At 35.9% G+C, this 17,694-nt stretch carries 14 protein-coding genes; 11 read left to right on the top strand and 3 right to left on the bottom strand.

The window, feature by feature from the left end; genetic code table 11:
• Positions 1 to 7: 7 nt before the first annotated feature.
• From CIB29_RS08095 to CIB29_RS08065, 7 genes are all read left to right on the top strand, one after another.
• Complete coding sequence (locus CIB29_RS08095; RefSeq protein WP_094548573.1) at positions 8 to 1,135, top strand: ROK family transcriptional regulator; 1,128 nt, start codon at positions 8 to 10, stop codon at positions 1,133 to 1,135.
• 506 nt (positions 1,136 to 1,641) lie between these two features.
• Positions 1,642 to 3,153 carry a sugar ABC transporter ATP-binding protein gene (locus CIB29_RS08090; protein WP_094548571.1) on the top strand — a complete coding sequence of 504 codons (1,512 nt, stop codon included), beginning with the start codon at positions 1,642 to 1,644 and terminating at the stop codon, positions 3,151 to 3,153.
• Position 3,154: 1 nt separating this feature from the next.
• Positions 3,155 to 4,150, top strand: coding sequence for an ABC transporter permease (locus CIB29_RS08085; protein ID WP_094548569.1), 996 nt, complete (start codon positions 3,155 to 3,157; stop codon positions 4,148 to 4,150).
• A 117-nt stretch (positions 4,151 to 4,267) separates the two neighbouring features.
• Positions 4,268 to 5,275 carry a sugar ABC transporter substrate-binding protein gene (locus tag CIB29_RS08080; RefSeq protein WP_094548567.1) on the top strand — a complete coding sequence of 336 codons (1,008 nt, stop codon included), beginning with the start codon at positions 4,268 to 4,270 and terminating at the stop codon, positions 5,273 to 5,275.
• 248 nt (positions 5,276 to 5,523) lie between these two features.
• A complete protein-coding gene (locus CIB29_RS08075) occupies positions 5,524 to 6,564 on the top strand; it encodes an NAD(P)-dependent alcohol dehydrogenase (protein WP_094548565.1) in 1,041 nt (346 codons plus the stop codon).
• A gap of 22 nt (positions 6,565 to 6,586) precedes the next feature.
• The gene (locus CIB29_RS08070; protein ID WP_242965111.1) at positions 6,587 to 6,814 is read left to right on the top strand and encodes a hypothetical protein; all 228 of its coding nucleotides are present in this window, start codon (positions 6,587 to 6,589) and stop codon (positions 6,812 to 6,814) included.
• Between the two features lie 281 nt (positions 6,815 to 7,095).
• On the top strand, positions 7,096 to 8,124 hold the full coding sequence (locus tag CIB29_RS08065; protein WP_242965110.1) for a zinc-dependent alcohol dehydrogenase family protein: 1,029 nt from the start codon (positions 7,096 to 7,098) through the stop codon (positions 8,122 to 8,124).
• 383 nt (positions 8,125 to 8,507) lie between these two features.
• On the opposite strand, the gene CIB29_RS08060 is transcribed toward CIB29_RS08065, so the two are convergent.
• Positions 8,508 to 8,660, bottom strand: coding sequence for a ribbon-helix-helix domain-containing protein (locus CIB29_RS08060; protein ID WP_094548563.1), 153 nt, complete (start codon positions 8,658 to 8,660; stop codon positions 8,508 to 8,510).
• A gap of 108 nt (positions 8,661 to 8,768) precedes the next feature.
• Between CIB29_RS08060 and CIB29_RS08055 the strand changes: the two genes are divergently transcribed.
• The 3 genes from CIB29_RS08055 (at position 8,769) to CIB29_RS08045 (ending at position 12,977) form a co-directional block, all read left to right on the top strand.
• Positions 8,769 to 10,013 (top strand): RNA-guided endonuclease InsQ/TnpB family protein, encoded by a 1,245-nt coding sequence (locus CIB29_RS08055; protein ID WP_094548561.1) that lies wholly within the window; start codon positions 8,769 to 8,771, stop codon positions 10,011 to 10,013.
• A gap of 437 nt (positions 10,014 to 10,450) precedes the next feature.
• Positions 10,451 to 11,902 (top strand): FMN-binding glutamate synthase family protein, encoded by a 1,452-nt coding sequence (locus CIB29_RS08050; RefSeq protein WP_242965109.1) that lies wholly within the window; start codon positions 10,451 to 10,453, stop codon positions 11,900 to 11,902.
• A 253-nt stretch (positions 11,903 to 12,155) separates the two neighbouring features.
• Positions 12,156 to 12,977: an AraC family transcriptional regulator gene (locus CIB29_RS08045; RefSeq protein WP_094548559.1), complete on the top strand. Its 822-nt coding sequence runs from the start codon at positions 12,156 to 12,158 to the stop codon at positions 12,975 to 12,977.
• Positions 12,978 to 13,084: 107 nt separating this feature from the next.
• On the opposite strand, the gene CIB29_RS08040 is transcribed toward CIB29_RS08045, so the two are convergent.
• Complete coding sequence (locus tag CIB29_RS08040) at positions 13,085 to 14,311, bottom strand: NAD(P)/FAD-dependent oxidoreductase (protein ID WP_094548557.1); 1,227 nt, start codon at positions 14,309 to 14,311, stop codon at positions 13,085 to 13,087.
• A 255-nt stretch (positions 14,312 to 14,566) separates the two neighbouring features.
• Between CIB29_RS08040 and CIB29_RS08035 the strand changes: the two genes are divergently transcribed.
• Entirely contained in the window at positions 14,567 to 15,490 is a 924-nt protein-coding gene (locus CIB29_RS08035; RefSeq protein WP_094548555.1) for an AEC family transporter, read from the top strand.
• A 258-nt stretch (positions 15,491 to 15,748) separates the two neighbouring features.
• Here CIB29_RS08035 and pilM read toward each other — a convergent pair whose 3' ends face one another.
• Positions 15,749 to 17,668 carry a pilus assembly protein PilM gene (gene pilM, locus CIB29_RS08030; RefSeq protein WP_094548553.1) on the bottom strand — a complete coding sequence of 640 codons (1,920 nt, stop codon included), beginning with the start codon at positions 17,666 to 17,668 and terminating at the stop codon, positions 15,749 to 15,751.
• Between the last annotated feature and the right edge of the window lie 26 nt (positions 17,669 to 17,694).

Raw genomic sequence — 17,694 nt, 5'->3', positions numbered from 1 at the left:
CAGAAAATTGGCAACTAAGAGAGCGAATAGCATCGAAGTAAAAAAGATTAATCGAAATGCTATATATAAATTTTTATATAAGCATGATCCTATTTCTATACAAGAAATTGCTTATACTCTAAATATGAGTTTGCCCACTGTTACACAAAATATTAAAGAATTACAAGAAAGAGATTTAGTGATTGAAACAGGTTTGTTTGAATCTACAGGGGGAAGAAAAGCAAAGGCAATTGCATATAATAGTGCTGCAAAATTTGCTGTTGGATTAGATATTACTCGAAATCACATTGGAATTGTATTAATTGATTTAAGCGGCAAGGTGATTAAAAATGAAAGAAAGCAGTATCCATTTGTAAACTCTAAAGAGTATTTTGAAGGAGTTGGTAACTTAGTAAAACACTTTATCGATGATTGTAAAATTGAAAGTAGTAAAATTTTAGGAGTTGGTATTGCTTTACCTGCGATATTATCAGATGATAAACAAACGGTAAGTTACGCTACAGTTATTGATTTTAAGGGCGGAAGCGTAAAGAGTTTTTCTGAATTTATACCATATCCGTGCATTTTGAGTAACGATGCTAATGCTGCAGGTTTGGCAGAACTGTGGGTCGAAGGAAATATACAAAATGTTGTATATCTTTCTCTTAATAATAGTGTTGGTGGAGCTATTATAATAGGTAAAAATATATATACAGGGGAAAATCAACGCAGCGGTGAATTTGGACATATGACAATTGTTCCAGACGGCCGTACTTGTTACTGTGGACAAAAAGGTTGTGTTGATGCATACTGTTCAGCTAAAGTTTTATCAGACAGCACAAATGGAAGTATTGCTGAGTTTTTTAGGCTTTTAAGATTAAATAGTGAGCCTCAAAAGGCTCTATGGGAAGAATATCTTAAGCATTTAGTTGTCACTATTAATAATTTGAGAATGCTCTACGATTGCAATGTTATTCTAGGTGGATATGTTGGAGCGTACTTGGATGAATACATTGAGCATATAAGAGAATTAGTATCTAAAAGAAATACATTTGAAGTTGATGGAACATATCTACATGTTTGTAAATATAAATTGGAGGCTACAGCTGTTGGTGCGGCCTTACAACATGTTGAAAATTTTATTAATAATGTTTAGTTTACAGTTTCTAGGGGGCTGATATTAATTTTGTGTATGGGAACCGAATACTGTGTTTCCGGTAAGAAGTTCAGCCCCAAAAATTTCAAGTAAATATTGTATTTCAATAATGATTATTGCCGGTTTTATCAGGGTTTATGCTTGACCTTAATAATTCCGGCAATAATTTTATATAATGGGCGAATTGACCCTTTACGCCTTGCGTTGCCATAACTTTTTACATTGCTATGCTTTTTATGCATAAATTTTCATGGTGAATTTTAAACAAATATACTAAAGAAGTATATATTTTTATTTAAAATATGTTGACTTTATACAAAAAATTGTATAATATTATTAAAGACGTTTTACAAAAGTGTTATTAAAATCACATAAATTAAGATGGAATACCTGCAGTGGTTTAGCTGAAAAATGTTATGAGTGAGATCTCATAATGTGAGGTTCCAGTCTGATTTAAGGATTAGATTGAGAAATTTTTAAACAAGAGAATCTTATGGGGGAAGAAAATGAAAGAAAATATTAAACTAAGGGTATCTCAAATTGAAAAATCCTTTCCGGGGGTTAAAGCTCTTGATAAGATTGATTTTGCTGTTAAAAAGGGTTCTGTGCATGTTTTGTGCGGAGAAAACGGGGCAGGGAAATCAACATTAATGAAAATTATTAATGGAATTTATCAACCGGATAAAGGGCAGATCTACATTGATGAAAAACCTGTCAAAATAAACAGTCCCATGCAAGCGAGGAATTTAGGCATCTCAATGATATTTCAAGAGTTGAATTATGTTCCGGAGATGACGGTAGAAGAGAATATTTTTCTTGGGAATCTCCCCGTGAACAAATTTGGTAAAGTTAACTGGAAGGAGGTAAGACAGCGTACAAAAGAGTTATTAAAAGCAGAAAATTTACCTTATGCTCCTACTACATTGCTTAAGGATTTAACCGTATCTGATATCCAAATGCTGGAGATTATTAAGGCTATTTCTTACAAGTCCGATATTATCATAATGGATGAGCCGACCTCTGCAATCACACTTAAGGAAGTAGAAAAACTATTCGTAAAAATAAGAGAACTTAAAGCTAGAGGAGTAAGTGTAATCTACATATCTCATAAGTTAGATGAAATTTTCCAGATAGCCGATGGGATAACGGTGCTTAGAGACGGAACTGTTGTAGAGAGCCACCCTAAAGAAGAACTGGACATCGAAAGGATTATCTCCCTGATGGTAGGACGTAAACTTACCAACACATATCCAAAGGAACAAGTTGAAATTGGAGAGGATTTGCTCCAAGTTGAAAACCTGAATTGTACTAACGTGTTCCATAATATTAACTTTCATGCCAGAAAAGGTGAAATTGTTGGATTTGCAGGACTGGTGGGAGCTGGACGAACCGAGGTTATGCGTTCTCTGTTTGGACTGGATCCTAGAACATCCGGTATTATAAAAATTAAGGGTAAGGAAGTTAATATTAAAAACGTCAGACAGAGTATAGATAACGGTATGGTAATGCTTTCTGAGGATAGGCGGAGATACGGTATAATTCCAATGCGGTCTGTTATGGAAAATACAACTATATCCTACCTGAAAAAAGTCTTTTATGGTTTCAGACGCCATAAGAAAGTTGAGCAAAATATTGTCTCTGATATATTTAATAGATTGAGAGTGAAAACACTCACACTTGATACAGTTATAGCATCATTGAGCGGTGGTAACCAGCAAAAAGTAGTTTTGTCCAAATGGCTGATAAGAAATCCGGATATTTTGATTTTAGATGAACCTACCCGGGGTATCGATGTGGGCGCCAAATTTGAGATATATAAGCTCATGACTGATCTGGTCAAAGAAGGTAAAGTTGTTATCATGGTTTCTTCTGAACTTCCTGAGTTAATAGGTATGTGTGATAGGATTTATGTAATGGCCAAAGGCACTATCACAGGCGAGATTAATCGAGAAGATTTTTCACAGGAGCTCATTATGAAATATGCTACTGGAACTTTAACATCTAATGAGGTGAAATAAAATGGATTTAAGAAATAATTTTTGGAGTACAGCAAAAAAGAAGTACAGCATTTATATGGTTCTAACAGCTTTGTTTATTATTTGTTCGCTTGCAAATCCTAACTTTTTATCAGTAAACAACTTGACAAACATTTCAAGGCAGTTGTCAGTAACAACTATTCTGGCATTCAGCGAAACTATGCTTATAATATGTGGAATGCTTGACTTGTCAGCTGGTTCTGTACTTGCCCTCTCAGGAGTGTTTGCAGTATCTGTTTATAAATCGACGGGGTCATTGTTAGTAGCAATTTTAGTAGGTATTTTGACCGGGCTTATATGTAATGTAATAAATGCCTTCATGATTAGTACTTTTAAAGCACCACCTTTTATTGCCACATTGTCAATGATGACAATGGCTCGTGGTGTCGCACTCCTTTTCACTAAAGGACAGAATATCCTCCAACTAGGAGATTTTGTAGTATTAGGACAAGGGTCAATTGGGATAATTCCTATTCCTGTAATTTTTCTAGTGGCATTTGCAATTCTTACGTGGTATATATTAAATCATACAAGATTTGGACGTTCTCTATATGCTGTCGGAGGCAACGAAGAAGCGTCAATTGCCTCAGGGATCAACGTTCATAAGGTTAAATATACCGCATTTATTATAAATGGCATTTTTGTAGGACTTGCAGGTGTTATATTTATGTCCCGTGTAAATGCAGGTCTTCCAAATGGTGCTATCAATTATGAGTTTACTGCTCTTACAGCAGCAATTATTGGTGGAACAAGCTTTTCTGGTGGTGTTGGTACTGCTGGTGGTACACTTGCCGGTGCGTTCATTGTTGGTTTTCTAGATAATATAATGAACCTGACAAATGTAGATTCCTATATGCAGCAAATAATTCGTGGCGCAATTATTGCACTTGCTGTAATCTACGATATCCGTTCAAAGAACCGCAGAACAAAGAGTATGTTAGGCAGAATAGAGGATAAGGGCGTTGATAAAAAAGCATAAATATTAGATAAGGCTAATAATGAGTAGAAATTAATTGTAAACTCTTGTTATTTTTACTAACAACTGGATTAAACAGCTTGGCTGTTTAAAATAAACTAAAAAAAGGATGGGAGAAAGATGAGAAGAACAATTTTAAGCGTGTTTTCAATGTTGCTAGTACTGGTTTTACTGGCTGGATGCGGGTCAACTGCGACAACACCTCCTGCATCAACATCATCTGATCAAAGTGGCAAGGGTGGCGGAGAGAAAGTGTATAGAGTTGCGTATGTAGCTCGTGCTCAAGCCGACTCATTTGCTGCCTGGCTTGCAAATGCAATAAAAGACGAAGCGAAGAAGTATCCAAACATTAAACTTGATGTTTTCGATGGGCAAGCTAATGATGATAAAGAGAACTCCATGATTGAGAACGCCATAGCCAGCAAATATGACTTAATTATCGTACAGCCAAACAACGGTGAAGCTCAGAGACCATACGTAGAAAAGGTTGTTAAAGCCGGTATATTCGCCATTACAACAAACGCACGTATTTCCGGCATTCAAGGCGCGTCTTCGGTAGATGCTAATCCTTATGAACAGGCAGCAGTTAATGCACGTGCAGCTGTGCAACAAATTCCGCAGAATGCAAAAGTAGTTGTATTAAACGGACCTCCTGGCAACTTCCATGCGGATGAAAGGCGTAAAAGCTGGCAGAAAGAGTTCTTTGACAAACGCCCTGATGTAAAAATTGTTGGTGAGCAAATTGCCAACTGGAACAAAGATGAAGCTATGAAGTATATGGAAGACTGGGTACAGGCTAATGACAAAATTGATGCTGTTATTTCGATGAATGATAACATGGCTGCAGGAGCACTTGAAGTTGTAAAAGATAATCCCAAATATAAAGACATGCTTGCATATGGTGTTGACGGGACTGCTGAAGCGCTTCTACTTATAAAAGAAGGCAGGATGACTTCCACATGCCTGCAAAATGCTTTTGAGCTTGCTGAGAAAATACTGGATACTAGCAATAAGCTTTTAACAGGCCAAGAAAAGCAAATAGATATAGATATTGGCAACCCGCTAATTACCAAGGATAATGTTGATCAATATATTGATTTGCTTAAAAAAGCTGGAGCAATTAAATAATACTCTTTAGCAGGAATTAAAAAAGTATAATCACATTATGTTTTCATATAAGCAGCCAATATGCGTGAGCACAATGTGTTCACGCATATTTTTAACTTAACGTTACCTACTATGCAGTATTTGTGCTAAAGAATAGAAGGCAAGGTAATACATGGAATAAAAAATAATATTGTTAATAAGTTATCGAGCGAAATGATACAAAAAAGGGTGGCGTTTGACACTACCCTTTCATTAGGGAGGGTTATTAAATGAAAAATAGAGCAGCGTACATGACTGGTCTCAACAAAATGGAAATAAGGGAAATCGAAGTCCCCGTACCAAAAGAGAAACAAGTACTTGTAAAGCTTGAATATGTAGGAATTTGTGGTTCTGACGTGCACTATTTGGAGCATGGAAAGATAGGTGATTTTATTGTCAATGGTGATTTTATACTGGGACACGAATGTGCAGGAACTGTAGCTGCTGTTGGACCAGGCGTAAAAAATCTAAAGGTTGGAGATAAAGTTGCATTAGAACCAGGGTGCACCTGCGGTCAGTGTGAATTCTGCAAGACTGGCAGATATAATTTATGCCCGGATGTGGAGTTTCTAGCCACTCCACCCTATCACGGCTGTTTAATGAATTATATTGCATTTCCGGAAAATATGGCATTTAAGTTGCCAGATAAAATTTCTACAAAAGAGGGAGCCCTCGTTGAACCATTGGCAGTTGGCATGCATGCGGCAAAGCAAGGTAACGTTAAATTGGGAGATTCAGTTGTCATTCTTGGTTCAGGTTGTATCGGGCTAGTAACACTTCTTGCTTGCAAAGCTTTTGGTGCAACTGATATTACAGTTGTAGATATTATTCCAAAAAGACTTGAATATGCTAAAAAACTGGGGGCTACAACAGTCATAAATGCAGATGAAACGGATGTTTTAGCTGAAATTGATAAACTTACGAATAGAAAAGGTGTTGATGTTGTAATAGAGACTGCAGGATCTGCCAAAACTATTGCTCATACCCCTTATCTTGTAAAAAATGGTGGGTGTATAGTTCTTGTTGGCTTAGCACCTCAAGATATTATTGAATATAACTTTGCAAAAATTATGGCTAAAGAAGCGGAAATTAAATCAGTATTTCGTTACAGGAATATCTATCCACAAGCGATAAAAGCACTTTCAAATGGCATTATTGATGTATCTGGAATTGTAACTCATGAGTTTGCTTTTGATGATGTTGCAAAAGCGTTTGAATTCGTAATCAACAATAAACAAGATGTAGTTAAGGCAGTTATAAAAATAGGCTAGGGAACTTATATAGCACAAACATTTGTGGACTATTATTAATCAGGGGGTGTACAATGCAATACTTGCAGGGGTAGGGGCAGGTATCTATGATTCTGTAGAAAATGCTTGTGACACTTTGATCAGAAAGAAAAGTATACAGTACCCAAATCTTTCTGCACGAAAGCAGTATGAAGAATATTATGAACTTTATAAGAAATTGTACACTGACTTACAGGAGTCTTTTAAGTATCTATCCAAACTGCCGAAATAACTGTTTATTTTAATTAAATAAACAGAATGGGCTGGTGTTTTAATGATTTTGCTATATGGAAGAAAATTAAATATATGAGAGGGGCTAACTAATATGAAACTATGGGTTGAGTCCCTTTTCATATATTTTTTGAGATAAAAAACTAAATAAAACCCTTAATTATTAAAGACTTTTCAATTATCGTGCCCGGTGGGGGTCGACCCCACAACCTTTTCATTCGTAGATGGTGAGAGGGGTTATAAATTGTTATTTTGAATATTGCATTCAATGCAAAGGAGTGATTGATTATAAAAGCTTTGGTATATACAGAGCCTAGGAAATTTAACATTATAGAGGCCGAGACACCAAAATGCAAGGAAAACCAGGTTTTAATCAAGGTTGTTACCTGCGGCATCTGCAAGACGGATGTCCATATACACAACGGAGAATTTATATCTCAATTTCCGCTTACACCAGGTCATGAATTTACAGGTGTCGTCGAATTCGTAGGGTCTAAAGTTACTGCTTTTAAAAAGGGTGACAGAGTTGTTGCTGACAACACCATTCTATGTGGTGAATGCTACTATTGCAGGAGGAACCAGCCCTTATATTGTGAGAATTTCTATTCCCTGGGATGTACAGGACCTGGCGGGTTTGCGGAATACGTAGTTGTAAACCAGGATAAGGTCTTTAAGATAAGTGATAATTTGAGCTTTGATCAAGCTGCATTTGCAGAGCCGACAGCCTGCGCAATCCATGGAATGGACATGATAGATGTTCAAAACGGTGATAATATACTGATTTTTGGAGCAGGCCCTACTGGAATCATACTTGCTCAGCTGCTTAAATATGGGGGTGCAGGTAATCTTGTAGTTGCAGCACCATCCAAGTTCAAACTTGACATAATAGAAGAACTTGGTATAGGTGAGACTGTGGTCATGGACAGGCAGGATGAAAGTGTCCATGAAAAGAAAATTAAAAGCATGTATCCAAGGGGGTTTGACATCATTATTGATGCAACAGGGGCTTCAACTGTAACCCAGCAATGTTTCAAATATGCTAAAAAAGGATCAAAAATTGTAATTTATGGCGTATGTAACGATGCTGACCGGATCACTATAAGTCCATACGAAATTTTTTCAAATGAATATAAAATTATTGGATCATTTGCCCAGACACACTGTTTTGACCGGGCAGTCAATGCTCTCGAAAAGGGTATAGTGAAGGTTGATAAACTTGTTTCACATAGGTTTAGTCTTGATGAGTACAGTAAAGGACTTGAAACTGTAATGTCGGGGAAACAGAGTCTGAAAGTCCTTATAAATCCTTGATCTGAATTAGATATGAGTTAGGGCACGGTTTTCTGACTTAAAGCAAAAAGACCAATGTAACTAACAAGCCGAAAGCCGGATAAAAACGGTATTCCGACTATTTTTTTTGTGTGCGCGGCATACGCTCGACCTTGACGGTGAAAATCCGTTACGGGGGCTGATAGCACCAACCATTAGACGAAGGCAAGGGTGTCCATCGCGAGGTGGAATCTGAATTATCCTAATAAAAAGATTATCCGAGTAAAAATGTGTTTATCATCTATTTATATACATGCAGAACAAAACTTTTAGGAAGAACATAATAATTTATAATATTGGCACAAGAAAACCTCCGTTGTTTATCTCGGAGGATGAATTGTGCCTTTAATTTTTAGGTTAAATGCCTAAAAATTAAACATTCTTGTGTATTTTTCAATGACATATTTCATACCTTCTTCGATTAAGTCGTTAGCATTGACTTTTAATTTAATAGCCAATATTTTAATTTCAGTATATAAATCTTCATCTATTGTTGTATTAATATTTTTTCTTGCCATTTTAAGCACCTCCTAAATAGTATAAATTAATTTTACCACATAGTTGACCATGTATCAATGACATGTTAAAATAAATACATAGATAAAAATGTAAAGGAGGTGAAAAAAGTGAAATTAGCATTCAAATTTAAACCTAAATTAAACGAAGAACAATTAAAGATTATAGAAGAATTATCATTTCATACAACAAAACTCTATAACATAGTTAATTATGATTTAAGAGAAAATGGATTTAAGCCTTATGTTGAAATTGAAAAGATATATAAAAATAATTGGCACTGTGATTATTTACATAGCCATACAAGACAACATTGTTTTAAAGTGGTAGAGCAAAATTGGGAATCTTATTTTGCAAGTATTAAAGATTATAAGGAGAATAAAAGTAAATATAATGGAGTTCCAAAACCTCCAAAATTTAAAAATACAGATAAAAGAAAGAATGAGATTATATTTACCAATCTTGCTATAAGATTTAAAGAAAATAGGCTAATGTTATCTCTTTCCAAAACAGTTCAGAAAAAATTTGAGGTAGAGAGTTTAAATTTTGAGGTTTCAGATAAACTTCAAAGCCTTATAAATTGGGATGAGATACAACAAGTAAGAATTAAGTGGGATAATTCTTTAAAACAATGGTATTTAATTATAATTTACAATAAGCAAGAATTAGAAAAAGCAAAAGAAACTAATGTTATGGCTATAGATTTAGGTTTAGATAATCTTGCAACGTTAACATTTAAAGAAGGTAATCAAAGTTACTTGTTTTGTGGTAAAAAACTTAAAAGTATAAATGCTTTTGTAAATAAGAAAATTTCTTATTATCAAAGTATTGAAATGAAAAAAATAGGTTCTGATAAATTCAAAAATACTAAAATGATTAATTCATTAAGAAGATACAGAGAAAATTATATCAATGATTATCTTCATAAAGTAAGTAAAAATATTATAGATAAAGCAATAGAGCATAATGTTTACAAAATTGTTATAGGCAAAATTGAAGGACTTAAACTAAATATGAATTATAATAAATCGTTTGTTCAAATACCTATACAAAAATTAGTAGAACTAATTAAGTATAAGGCTAAATTACAAGGGATTGAGGTTAAATTTAAGGAAGAGAGTTATACAAGTGGATGCAGTGCTTTCGATTTAGAACCTATAAATAAAAAATACTATAACAAAACTCGTAGAGTAGTTAGAGGACTTTTTAAATCAAACTTTGGATTAGTAAATGCAGATGTTAATGGAAGTTTAAATATACTAAGAAAAGAAGAGAAATGTATTCCCGAAATAGTAAAAACTATGAGGGATAAAGGGAGAGTGTCCTTCCCGTTGAGAGTAAGGGTTGCCTGTTAAGGTGGAAACTTAAATACCAAACCTCTCACGAAGCCACCGTTGCTTGTCTCGGTGGTAGTTCACCAAAACATCGACAAAAATACTCATATGTGTTAACATATACTCATGAGGTATAACATATGAGTAATTATAAACCACAAGAATTTGCTGAAATGATAGGAGTGTCAGTAAAAACATTACAAGAGAGGTGGAAAATCTGCCACTAAATCTGCGAATATAGAAAAACAGATACTAAAAATCCAGAAAATTCATAAAAGACTTGAAACTTAGGGATAGAGTTTATATTTGCGAAAAGTGTGGTTATGAAAACGATAGAGACAAAAACGAAAATAAAAAGTGAATATAATTTTATTAAAAATTTAATTTGAGCAAATAATACTCTTAATAGGTGTGAATCTTTTTCCGGAAGTTTCTCATCTAATAAGGAGGCATTATTTATGAAACTAAAAAAAATGAATCTAAAAAAAGAGATAAAAAAGCTAGATACAAAAAAGATAATCACCTATGGGGCAGGTGCAGCAGGTACTGTAGCAGGATTATGGGGTGCAAAACAGCTTGGGAGAAAAGCCATACAGTCCGCGAATAGTCATATTGGAAGAATACTTATGACGGACATCTATGATGAGAATTTATATGAACTTGTATCGTCTACCTCCAGAATAGGTATAAAAGAGGTAATGGAGACACATCTTAGAGCTACAGAAGGTAAAGCAATTTCCAGACCCATGGGCACACCAAAGAAGTTTCCCAACATGGACAGCCTGATGTTTTCTATCTCTCAATTATATGTTATGCCTACACCTTTTGAAGAAGAAATAGATGTGAAAGTAACAATTGGTAAAATGGCTAAAAAACCTCTTGAAATTGAAATGCCCATAATGATTGCACCAATGGCCTATGGTGTAGCACTCAGTAAGAAAGCAAAGGTTGCCCTGGCGAAAGGGGCTGCTCTGGCAGGTACAGCAATATGTTCAGGGGAAGGGCCTGTGCTTAAAGAGGAGAGACAGGCAGCCAAAAAATATATTTATCAATATCACAGAGGAACCTGGGGAAAAAGGGAAGAAGATATTGCCAATTGTGATGCCATTGAAATTCAATTTGGACAAGGAGCAATCGCAGGAGTAGGACATGTTTTTAATGCAAAATATATAGACAATGAGATGCGTGAAGCGTATGGGTTTCCGCCAGGAAAAGATATTGTTGCCCATTCAAGACAGCCGGAGGTAAATCATCCATCGCAGCTTCCGACATTGGTAGACAAGTTAAAAAGGATTAGCGGTGGTGTTCCCATCGGTGCTAAAATAGGTGCCGGCAAGTATCTTGAAGCTGACCTGGATATTCTTTGTAACAGCGGTATCGATTATATTTCCCTCGATGGTGCCGAAGCAGCAACAAAGGGAGCTCCTCCCATATTACAGGACGATTTTGGCATCCCTGCAATTTTTGCGATAAACCGTGCGGCTGAATGGTTGTATAAAAACAACTTTAAAAATAGTGTTAGTTTGATTGCCAGCGGAAAGATAAGAACGCCGGGAGATATGTTAAAAGCTATCGCATTAGGAGCAGATGCAGTTTATATAGGATCGATTGCTCTTTTTGCAATGTCACACACACAGATTTTAAAGGTATTGCCCTATGAACCACCTACACAATTGGTTTGGCACCATGCAAAGGGTGAAAGCAAGCTTCATGTAGAAGAAGCGGCAGAATCATTGAAAAAGTTCCTTAATGCCTGTAAAGAAGAAATTGGGGAAGGAATCAAAGCTCTGGGGAAAACAAAACTAAGTCAGGTAAATAAGGAAGACCTTGTAGCGCTGGATGAAATGGTTGCAAAAGCATGTGGAATACCGATGGTTTATGAACCGTTTGAATATGAATATGAGGAATAAGATTCAGAATTTCGAGCTCAAAAAGGGCTAATCACCAAAATTAGCCCTTTTTACTAAATGGGTTAGGCTATTCAGCTATAACTTTTAACTGGTTATCATGTACGTCTATTAATGCACCCATGTTTTCTGTTAGAGGGCGTATATTTTATATTTGAAGAATATTACCCTATTTAAGCTGGCACAATGAGTTAAATCAATAAAATACTGTTGTTAAAATATAAAAGTATTAAGGTGGGTGATTCTCATTACAAACATGGCATTTCCCATAGTGACGGATAATGAGCGCAAACTGCCTTTTTATCTGATAGGGGTAGGGTGCTGGTACAGCCAGGAGGATGTGATACGCTCGGACGGGTATCCCAATTTTCAGTGGATACAGTGTCATCGGGGAGAGGGAGAATTAGTGCTTGAAGGAAAAACTTATACTGTCAAAGAACAGCAGGGGATGTTTTTATATCCCAATGAACCCCACCAGTATTATGCGGTCAAAAAACCATGGGAAGTAGATTGGATTACTTTTGGCGGGTCTCAGGTTGAAAGCTTTGTAAGAACCATGGGAATACACCAATCGGGAGTTTATTCCGTAGTAAACGGCGGCAGCATCCTGTCGAAAATGAGGAAGGCCTTAAGTACGGTACAATCTGATAACACTTTAAAGGGACTTGAATGTTCTGCTATTGTATATGATTTATTAATAGATTTATTTAAATTTATTTCAAAAAATCATGACGACTCTGTGCAGCATCAGTATTCCAGACTCCAGCCGGTATTTGAATATGTTGAAAATAATTATTATAAAGTCATCACCCTGAATGATTTAGCCGCTGCCATCAATGTAACGCCGCAGTATCTTTGCTTCCTGTTTAAAAAAATAATGAACATGAGGCCCTTTGAATATATCAATAATGTAAGAATCAATAAGAGCAAGGATTTGCTGATGGGTAAGCCTGAACTTGAAATTGGCGATATTTCCAGATTAGTTGGATATGATGATGTGAGTTACTTTTGTGCTGTTTTCAAAAAAATAGAAGGTGTCAGCCCGGGAAACTTTAAAAAACTGCACGGGGTAATATAAACCGCAGCCTTGCTTTCAGGTAAAAGGGCCGTGGCCGCGTACCAATATTATGGTTTGCAGTTAACGTAAGTTTCCCGCTGCTTGAGGAAAGGGTTTTAGCTATTAACTTATATAAAGTTTGCTCTCAAAGCATCTTCTTTGCTCATCCTGCTTTTTATTGCAGCATTAATTCTATTGGAACTTGCCGTATCTCCAATCAAAATGCTTCCTACTAATGTTCCGTTTTTAAAGAAGAGTTTTTGATATATATAATTTTGTTCATCTATAAATTCTGCCGTTTCATATATAGCAGATTTATCCATGCCTATATCTCCCAGTGAAGAAATTTTAGTATCCATGGTGCTTAAAAAATATGGAGGAACTTCAGAGGTGTATGCTATACGGCCTCCGGCGGCATTCGTTCCGGCAACTTTACCCTGGTTGAGAGCGATTGACCAAAGTCCGTACCATTTCCCCTCAAATTCAGCAACATCTCCGGCAGCGTAAATATCATCCAGGTTTGTTTGCATGAATTGATTAACATTGATTCTCTTGTTTACTTTAATACCTGTACCTTCTACTATGTCCAAATTTGGACGTACACCGGCAGCGAAGAGAACAAAGCTGGCAGCAATAGTACTACCATTGCTTAATTTTATTTCTTCTACCTGTTCATCGCCGGTTAATAATTCTATCGAGGATCCTGTTACAACATCAATTCCTAAACTGTTTACTTTATTTTTAAAAATCTTTGCTCCCTGTTCATCTAACTGGTTAGGTAAAAGGCGGGGCAGTAGTTCGACAACAGTTGTCTGAATTCCACTCTTATTGATATGGTATGCAGCCTCCAGGCCCAGCAGCCCTCCACCTACAATAACTGCGTGCCTTAAGTTTTCTAATTGTTTTTTCATTGTTTTTACATCCCGTATTGTCCACAGGGTATATATTCCTTTTTTATTTATTCCGGGCACAGGTGGAAGGAAGCTTTGACTTCCACTGGCAATAATAAGCTTTGTATAAGGAATTTTTTCTTTTTCATCAAGTACGATATATTTTTCAACGGGATTAATCATTGTTACATTCTTATTCAGCACGACATCCAGGTTTCTTTCTTTATACCAGTTCATGGAATGCATATGCAAAGAATCATCCTCCAGGTTATTATTAATAAGCTCACAGAGCCTGATGCGGTAATAGGTCAGATAACTTTCGTTGGATATAATAGTAACAGATGCCTGGCTGTTTTGTTTTCTGGCTGCATCTGCAGCAGAAAGGCCTGCAATTCCATTTCCGATGATTACAATTTTTTCAGCGGTATCTTTTGACTTATTAATTAAATTTTCGTGAGAGAGCATAGAGAGACCTCCTTATGAAGTTTGTAATTAACAATTTTATACCAATTTTTTGCTGTCATGAAACATCGGGTAATAAAAAATGCTGTAGCGTAAATCATCATGGGCTCTTTTTGTTTGTAAATCTAAAGCATATTTTCATCCCTTATTTATCATATCATGTTTATTTTTCTATTGTTTTATATAATATATTCATATATAATGTGATTATATCCGTTTATCTGGAAAATAAGTTCTAGATTATCTAAGGAGCTAGTAATGGGGAACTTTATATTTATATTTATCAATATTATTATACCGGTATTTCTACAAATTGCACTTGGTTATGGATTACATAAAAAATTTAATCTGAATGTGGGGACATTGACAAAAATCCAATTTTATGCATTTTTGCCATCGTTATTATTTGTGAAAATCTATGAGACAGAATTGAGTAAGGAAATAATTTTTACCATTATCCTATATAGCCTTATTTTATTTAGTATATTATATCTTGTCAGTTGGTTAGTAACGAAGCTTAATAAATATCCTGCGCCACTTGCTAAAGCGTTTATAAATTCAGTATGCTTTTATAACGGTGGCAACTACTGCTTGCCTATTATAGAACTTTTATATAATGATCCCTTTGCCCTATCCATACAAGTAATTATCATAATGGCACAAAATATTACATCCAATACCATAGGGATCTTTAATGCCAGCAGTGGAAATCAAAACAAGATACAGGCATTAGTTAGTACTTTAAAAATGCCGATGGGTTATGCCATTGCACTAGCCCTTTTATTAAAAGCGATGAAAATTAATATGTGGGGACCCTTGTTGTCAACAGTCAGTATCCTGGGAGAGGGACTGGTGCCGCTAGCATTATTTACGCTGGGAGTGCAACTGGCGAATGTATCAATTAATTTTAAAATTCCAAAAGTGTATTTATCCAATGTAATTAGGTTGGTATTGAGTCCAATGATAGCTTACATTATTACTTTGATAATGGGAATGAATGGTGTTATTGCGCAGGTAATGATTATATCTGCAGCTGCGCCTACAGCGGTTAATACTGCTTTAATGGCGATTGAATTTGACAATGAAACTGAATTCGCGTCTCATGCTGTATTTTCAGCAACAGTGTTTAGTGCTTTCACTGTTACACTGGTTATTTATTTGGTTACAAGTTTTATTCAATAGAATTATATCGATAACGCACTTTAAAATTATAAATAAATTAATGTAGTTATCGATGAAATTCGCGAAGTTTGTATTAAGGAAATATTGAATTTTAAACTTTGCTCATTATAAAAGGTTCACGGTTCACAGATTTAAAATCTTTTTTAAACACCTCTGTTTATAAAATTGCTGCAAACCGTGAACTATAAACTTATTTTAAATATCTTTCTCTCGCAATCCTGATTCCCGTTTCTGTTACAAAATTCTTTTCAAAAAATATTATTCCCACCCAATCTCAATCTCATCACCAGGCTTAATAATATCGGTAAATGCAGCCTGCTTTCCATTTAACTTGAGTACTATACTACCCTGAGGCTTGGACAGGTCAAAATCTATAAAATTAAAAATATCCACAAACATATATTCCTGTTTATTTCCGTTGATGATAACTTCCCTGCCATTTACCATTACTTTTAACTGGTTTGGAACAAATGAAAATTGGTTTATTGACACAGAAAAATCTTGGTCCTTATTTTTATCTACGCCTTGATTCACATCAGTTTTTTGTTGAGGTTCAATCATTTCTTCATGGACTTTTTTTACAAATTCAATTTTATCTCCGTCCTGAACCATATAATCTTCAGGCACAACCTGTCCGTTTACTGTTATAACGCTGTCAGCATCAGCATAGTAGTCCATTATTTCTTTTACACTGAGTTGGGCCGGCCTTCCCGCTTCTGCAGGTTTTATAGTAATGTTGTCGCCTGTGATTATTGCCGTCTCAAGATTTGCGATTTTACCATTTACATAGATTTCTGCAGAATTTCCATACTCGCCCCTCAGTGTTTTCTTTTCTCCATTAAGTTCAAAGTTGAGCGGCTTACCGGTCTTACCAATCAGGTCTCCGGGGTTGAAGCCGACAAGTATCAGAGCATCTGCCACAATTAACTTTCTTGAGTTGAAAAGCCTTATTTTCTTTCCGTTTACCGTAACATACAGGAAATCATGACCTTTCTGTATTTGGGCGGTCACAGCAATACCGATTGGTGTTATAGCTTCGGGCCCGGAAAGTTTCTTGCCGCTTATTTTTACATTTTGAATAACATCTCTTCCTCTTACAGCAACCCTTTCAGGAGGCAGATTTAAACGGCTGGCGATGAGCTGCGGAAGTCCGCCAATCTGACTTCCTCCTCCTACCAGGAATACTGCATTAGGGGCCTTTTGATTATATTCTAATATTTTTTGTGTAATGGTGTCAGCCAGATGCTCTATAGCCGGCTGTATCAGCGCCTTTATTTCATCAATCTTTTTAGTCTGTTTATTACCCATGATATCTACAAAACTGATGCTGCCTGAAGAAGAAGACAGGGCTGTCTTGATTTTTTCACCGGTATTAAAGTCAATTAAATAGTGCTGGCAAATAAGCTCTGTAATTTCATCACCTGCTACCGGCACCATAGCATAAGCCACTACCGAACCATTTTTTGTGATTGCAATATCAGAAGTGCCTGCACCGATGTCTACAAGCGCAAGGTTTAAAAGCCTCAAATTCTTGGGAATAGCAACATTTATTGCTGCAATAGGTTCGAGGGTAAGGCTTTCAACTTCGAGGCCCACCCTGTTCATTACCGTATACAAGCTGTCTACCACTGTATGAGGGAGGAAAGTGGCAAGGATATCGGCACCAATTGTCTTACCTTTATGGCCCACCAGCGATGATATGACATAATTGTTTAAATAGTAATTAATAACGTCATAGCCCACGCAATAATACGGCACCTTCTCTTCGTTGAACAGTTCTTCATCCAGTTGAAGCTGCGCAAGCTGAATGCCTTCCATTTCCAGACTTTTTATTAATTCTCTATCAATTTCTTTTACAGGGTTTATGTCTTTCTGAATGTTTACCTGTTTTGTCTTAAGAACTCTACCGGCGGCGGCAATAGCAGCCTTATTGAGTTTAATGCCTGTTTTTTTTTCTAAAATACCTTTAACTTCCCTTACTACATCAGCAACTTTTTCTATATCATGAACCTGGCCATCCAGCATGGCCCTGCTTTTATGCTCTATAATTTCTGCCGCAAGCACTTTAAACTTGTCTTTTTCCTGGACACCGGCAATTCCTACAACCGTCCTGGTTCCTATGTCAAGAGCAAAGATTAAGTCATTAGAGTTCATTACATTACTATCCTTTGACTTCATAGTATTAAACTCCTTATCTCACTGAT

The sequence above is a fragment of the Petroclostridium xylanilyticum genome, from assembly GCF_002252565.1.
Lineage (GTDB): Bacteria > Bacillota > Clostridia > SK-Y3 > SK-Y3 > Petroclostridium > Petroclostridium xylanilyticum.
Note: the sequence above shows the minus strand (reverse complement) of the source record. Positions and strands in the feature narration are given on the sequence as shown.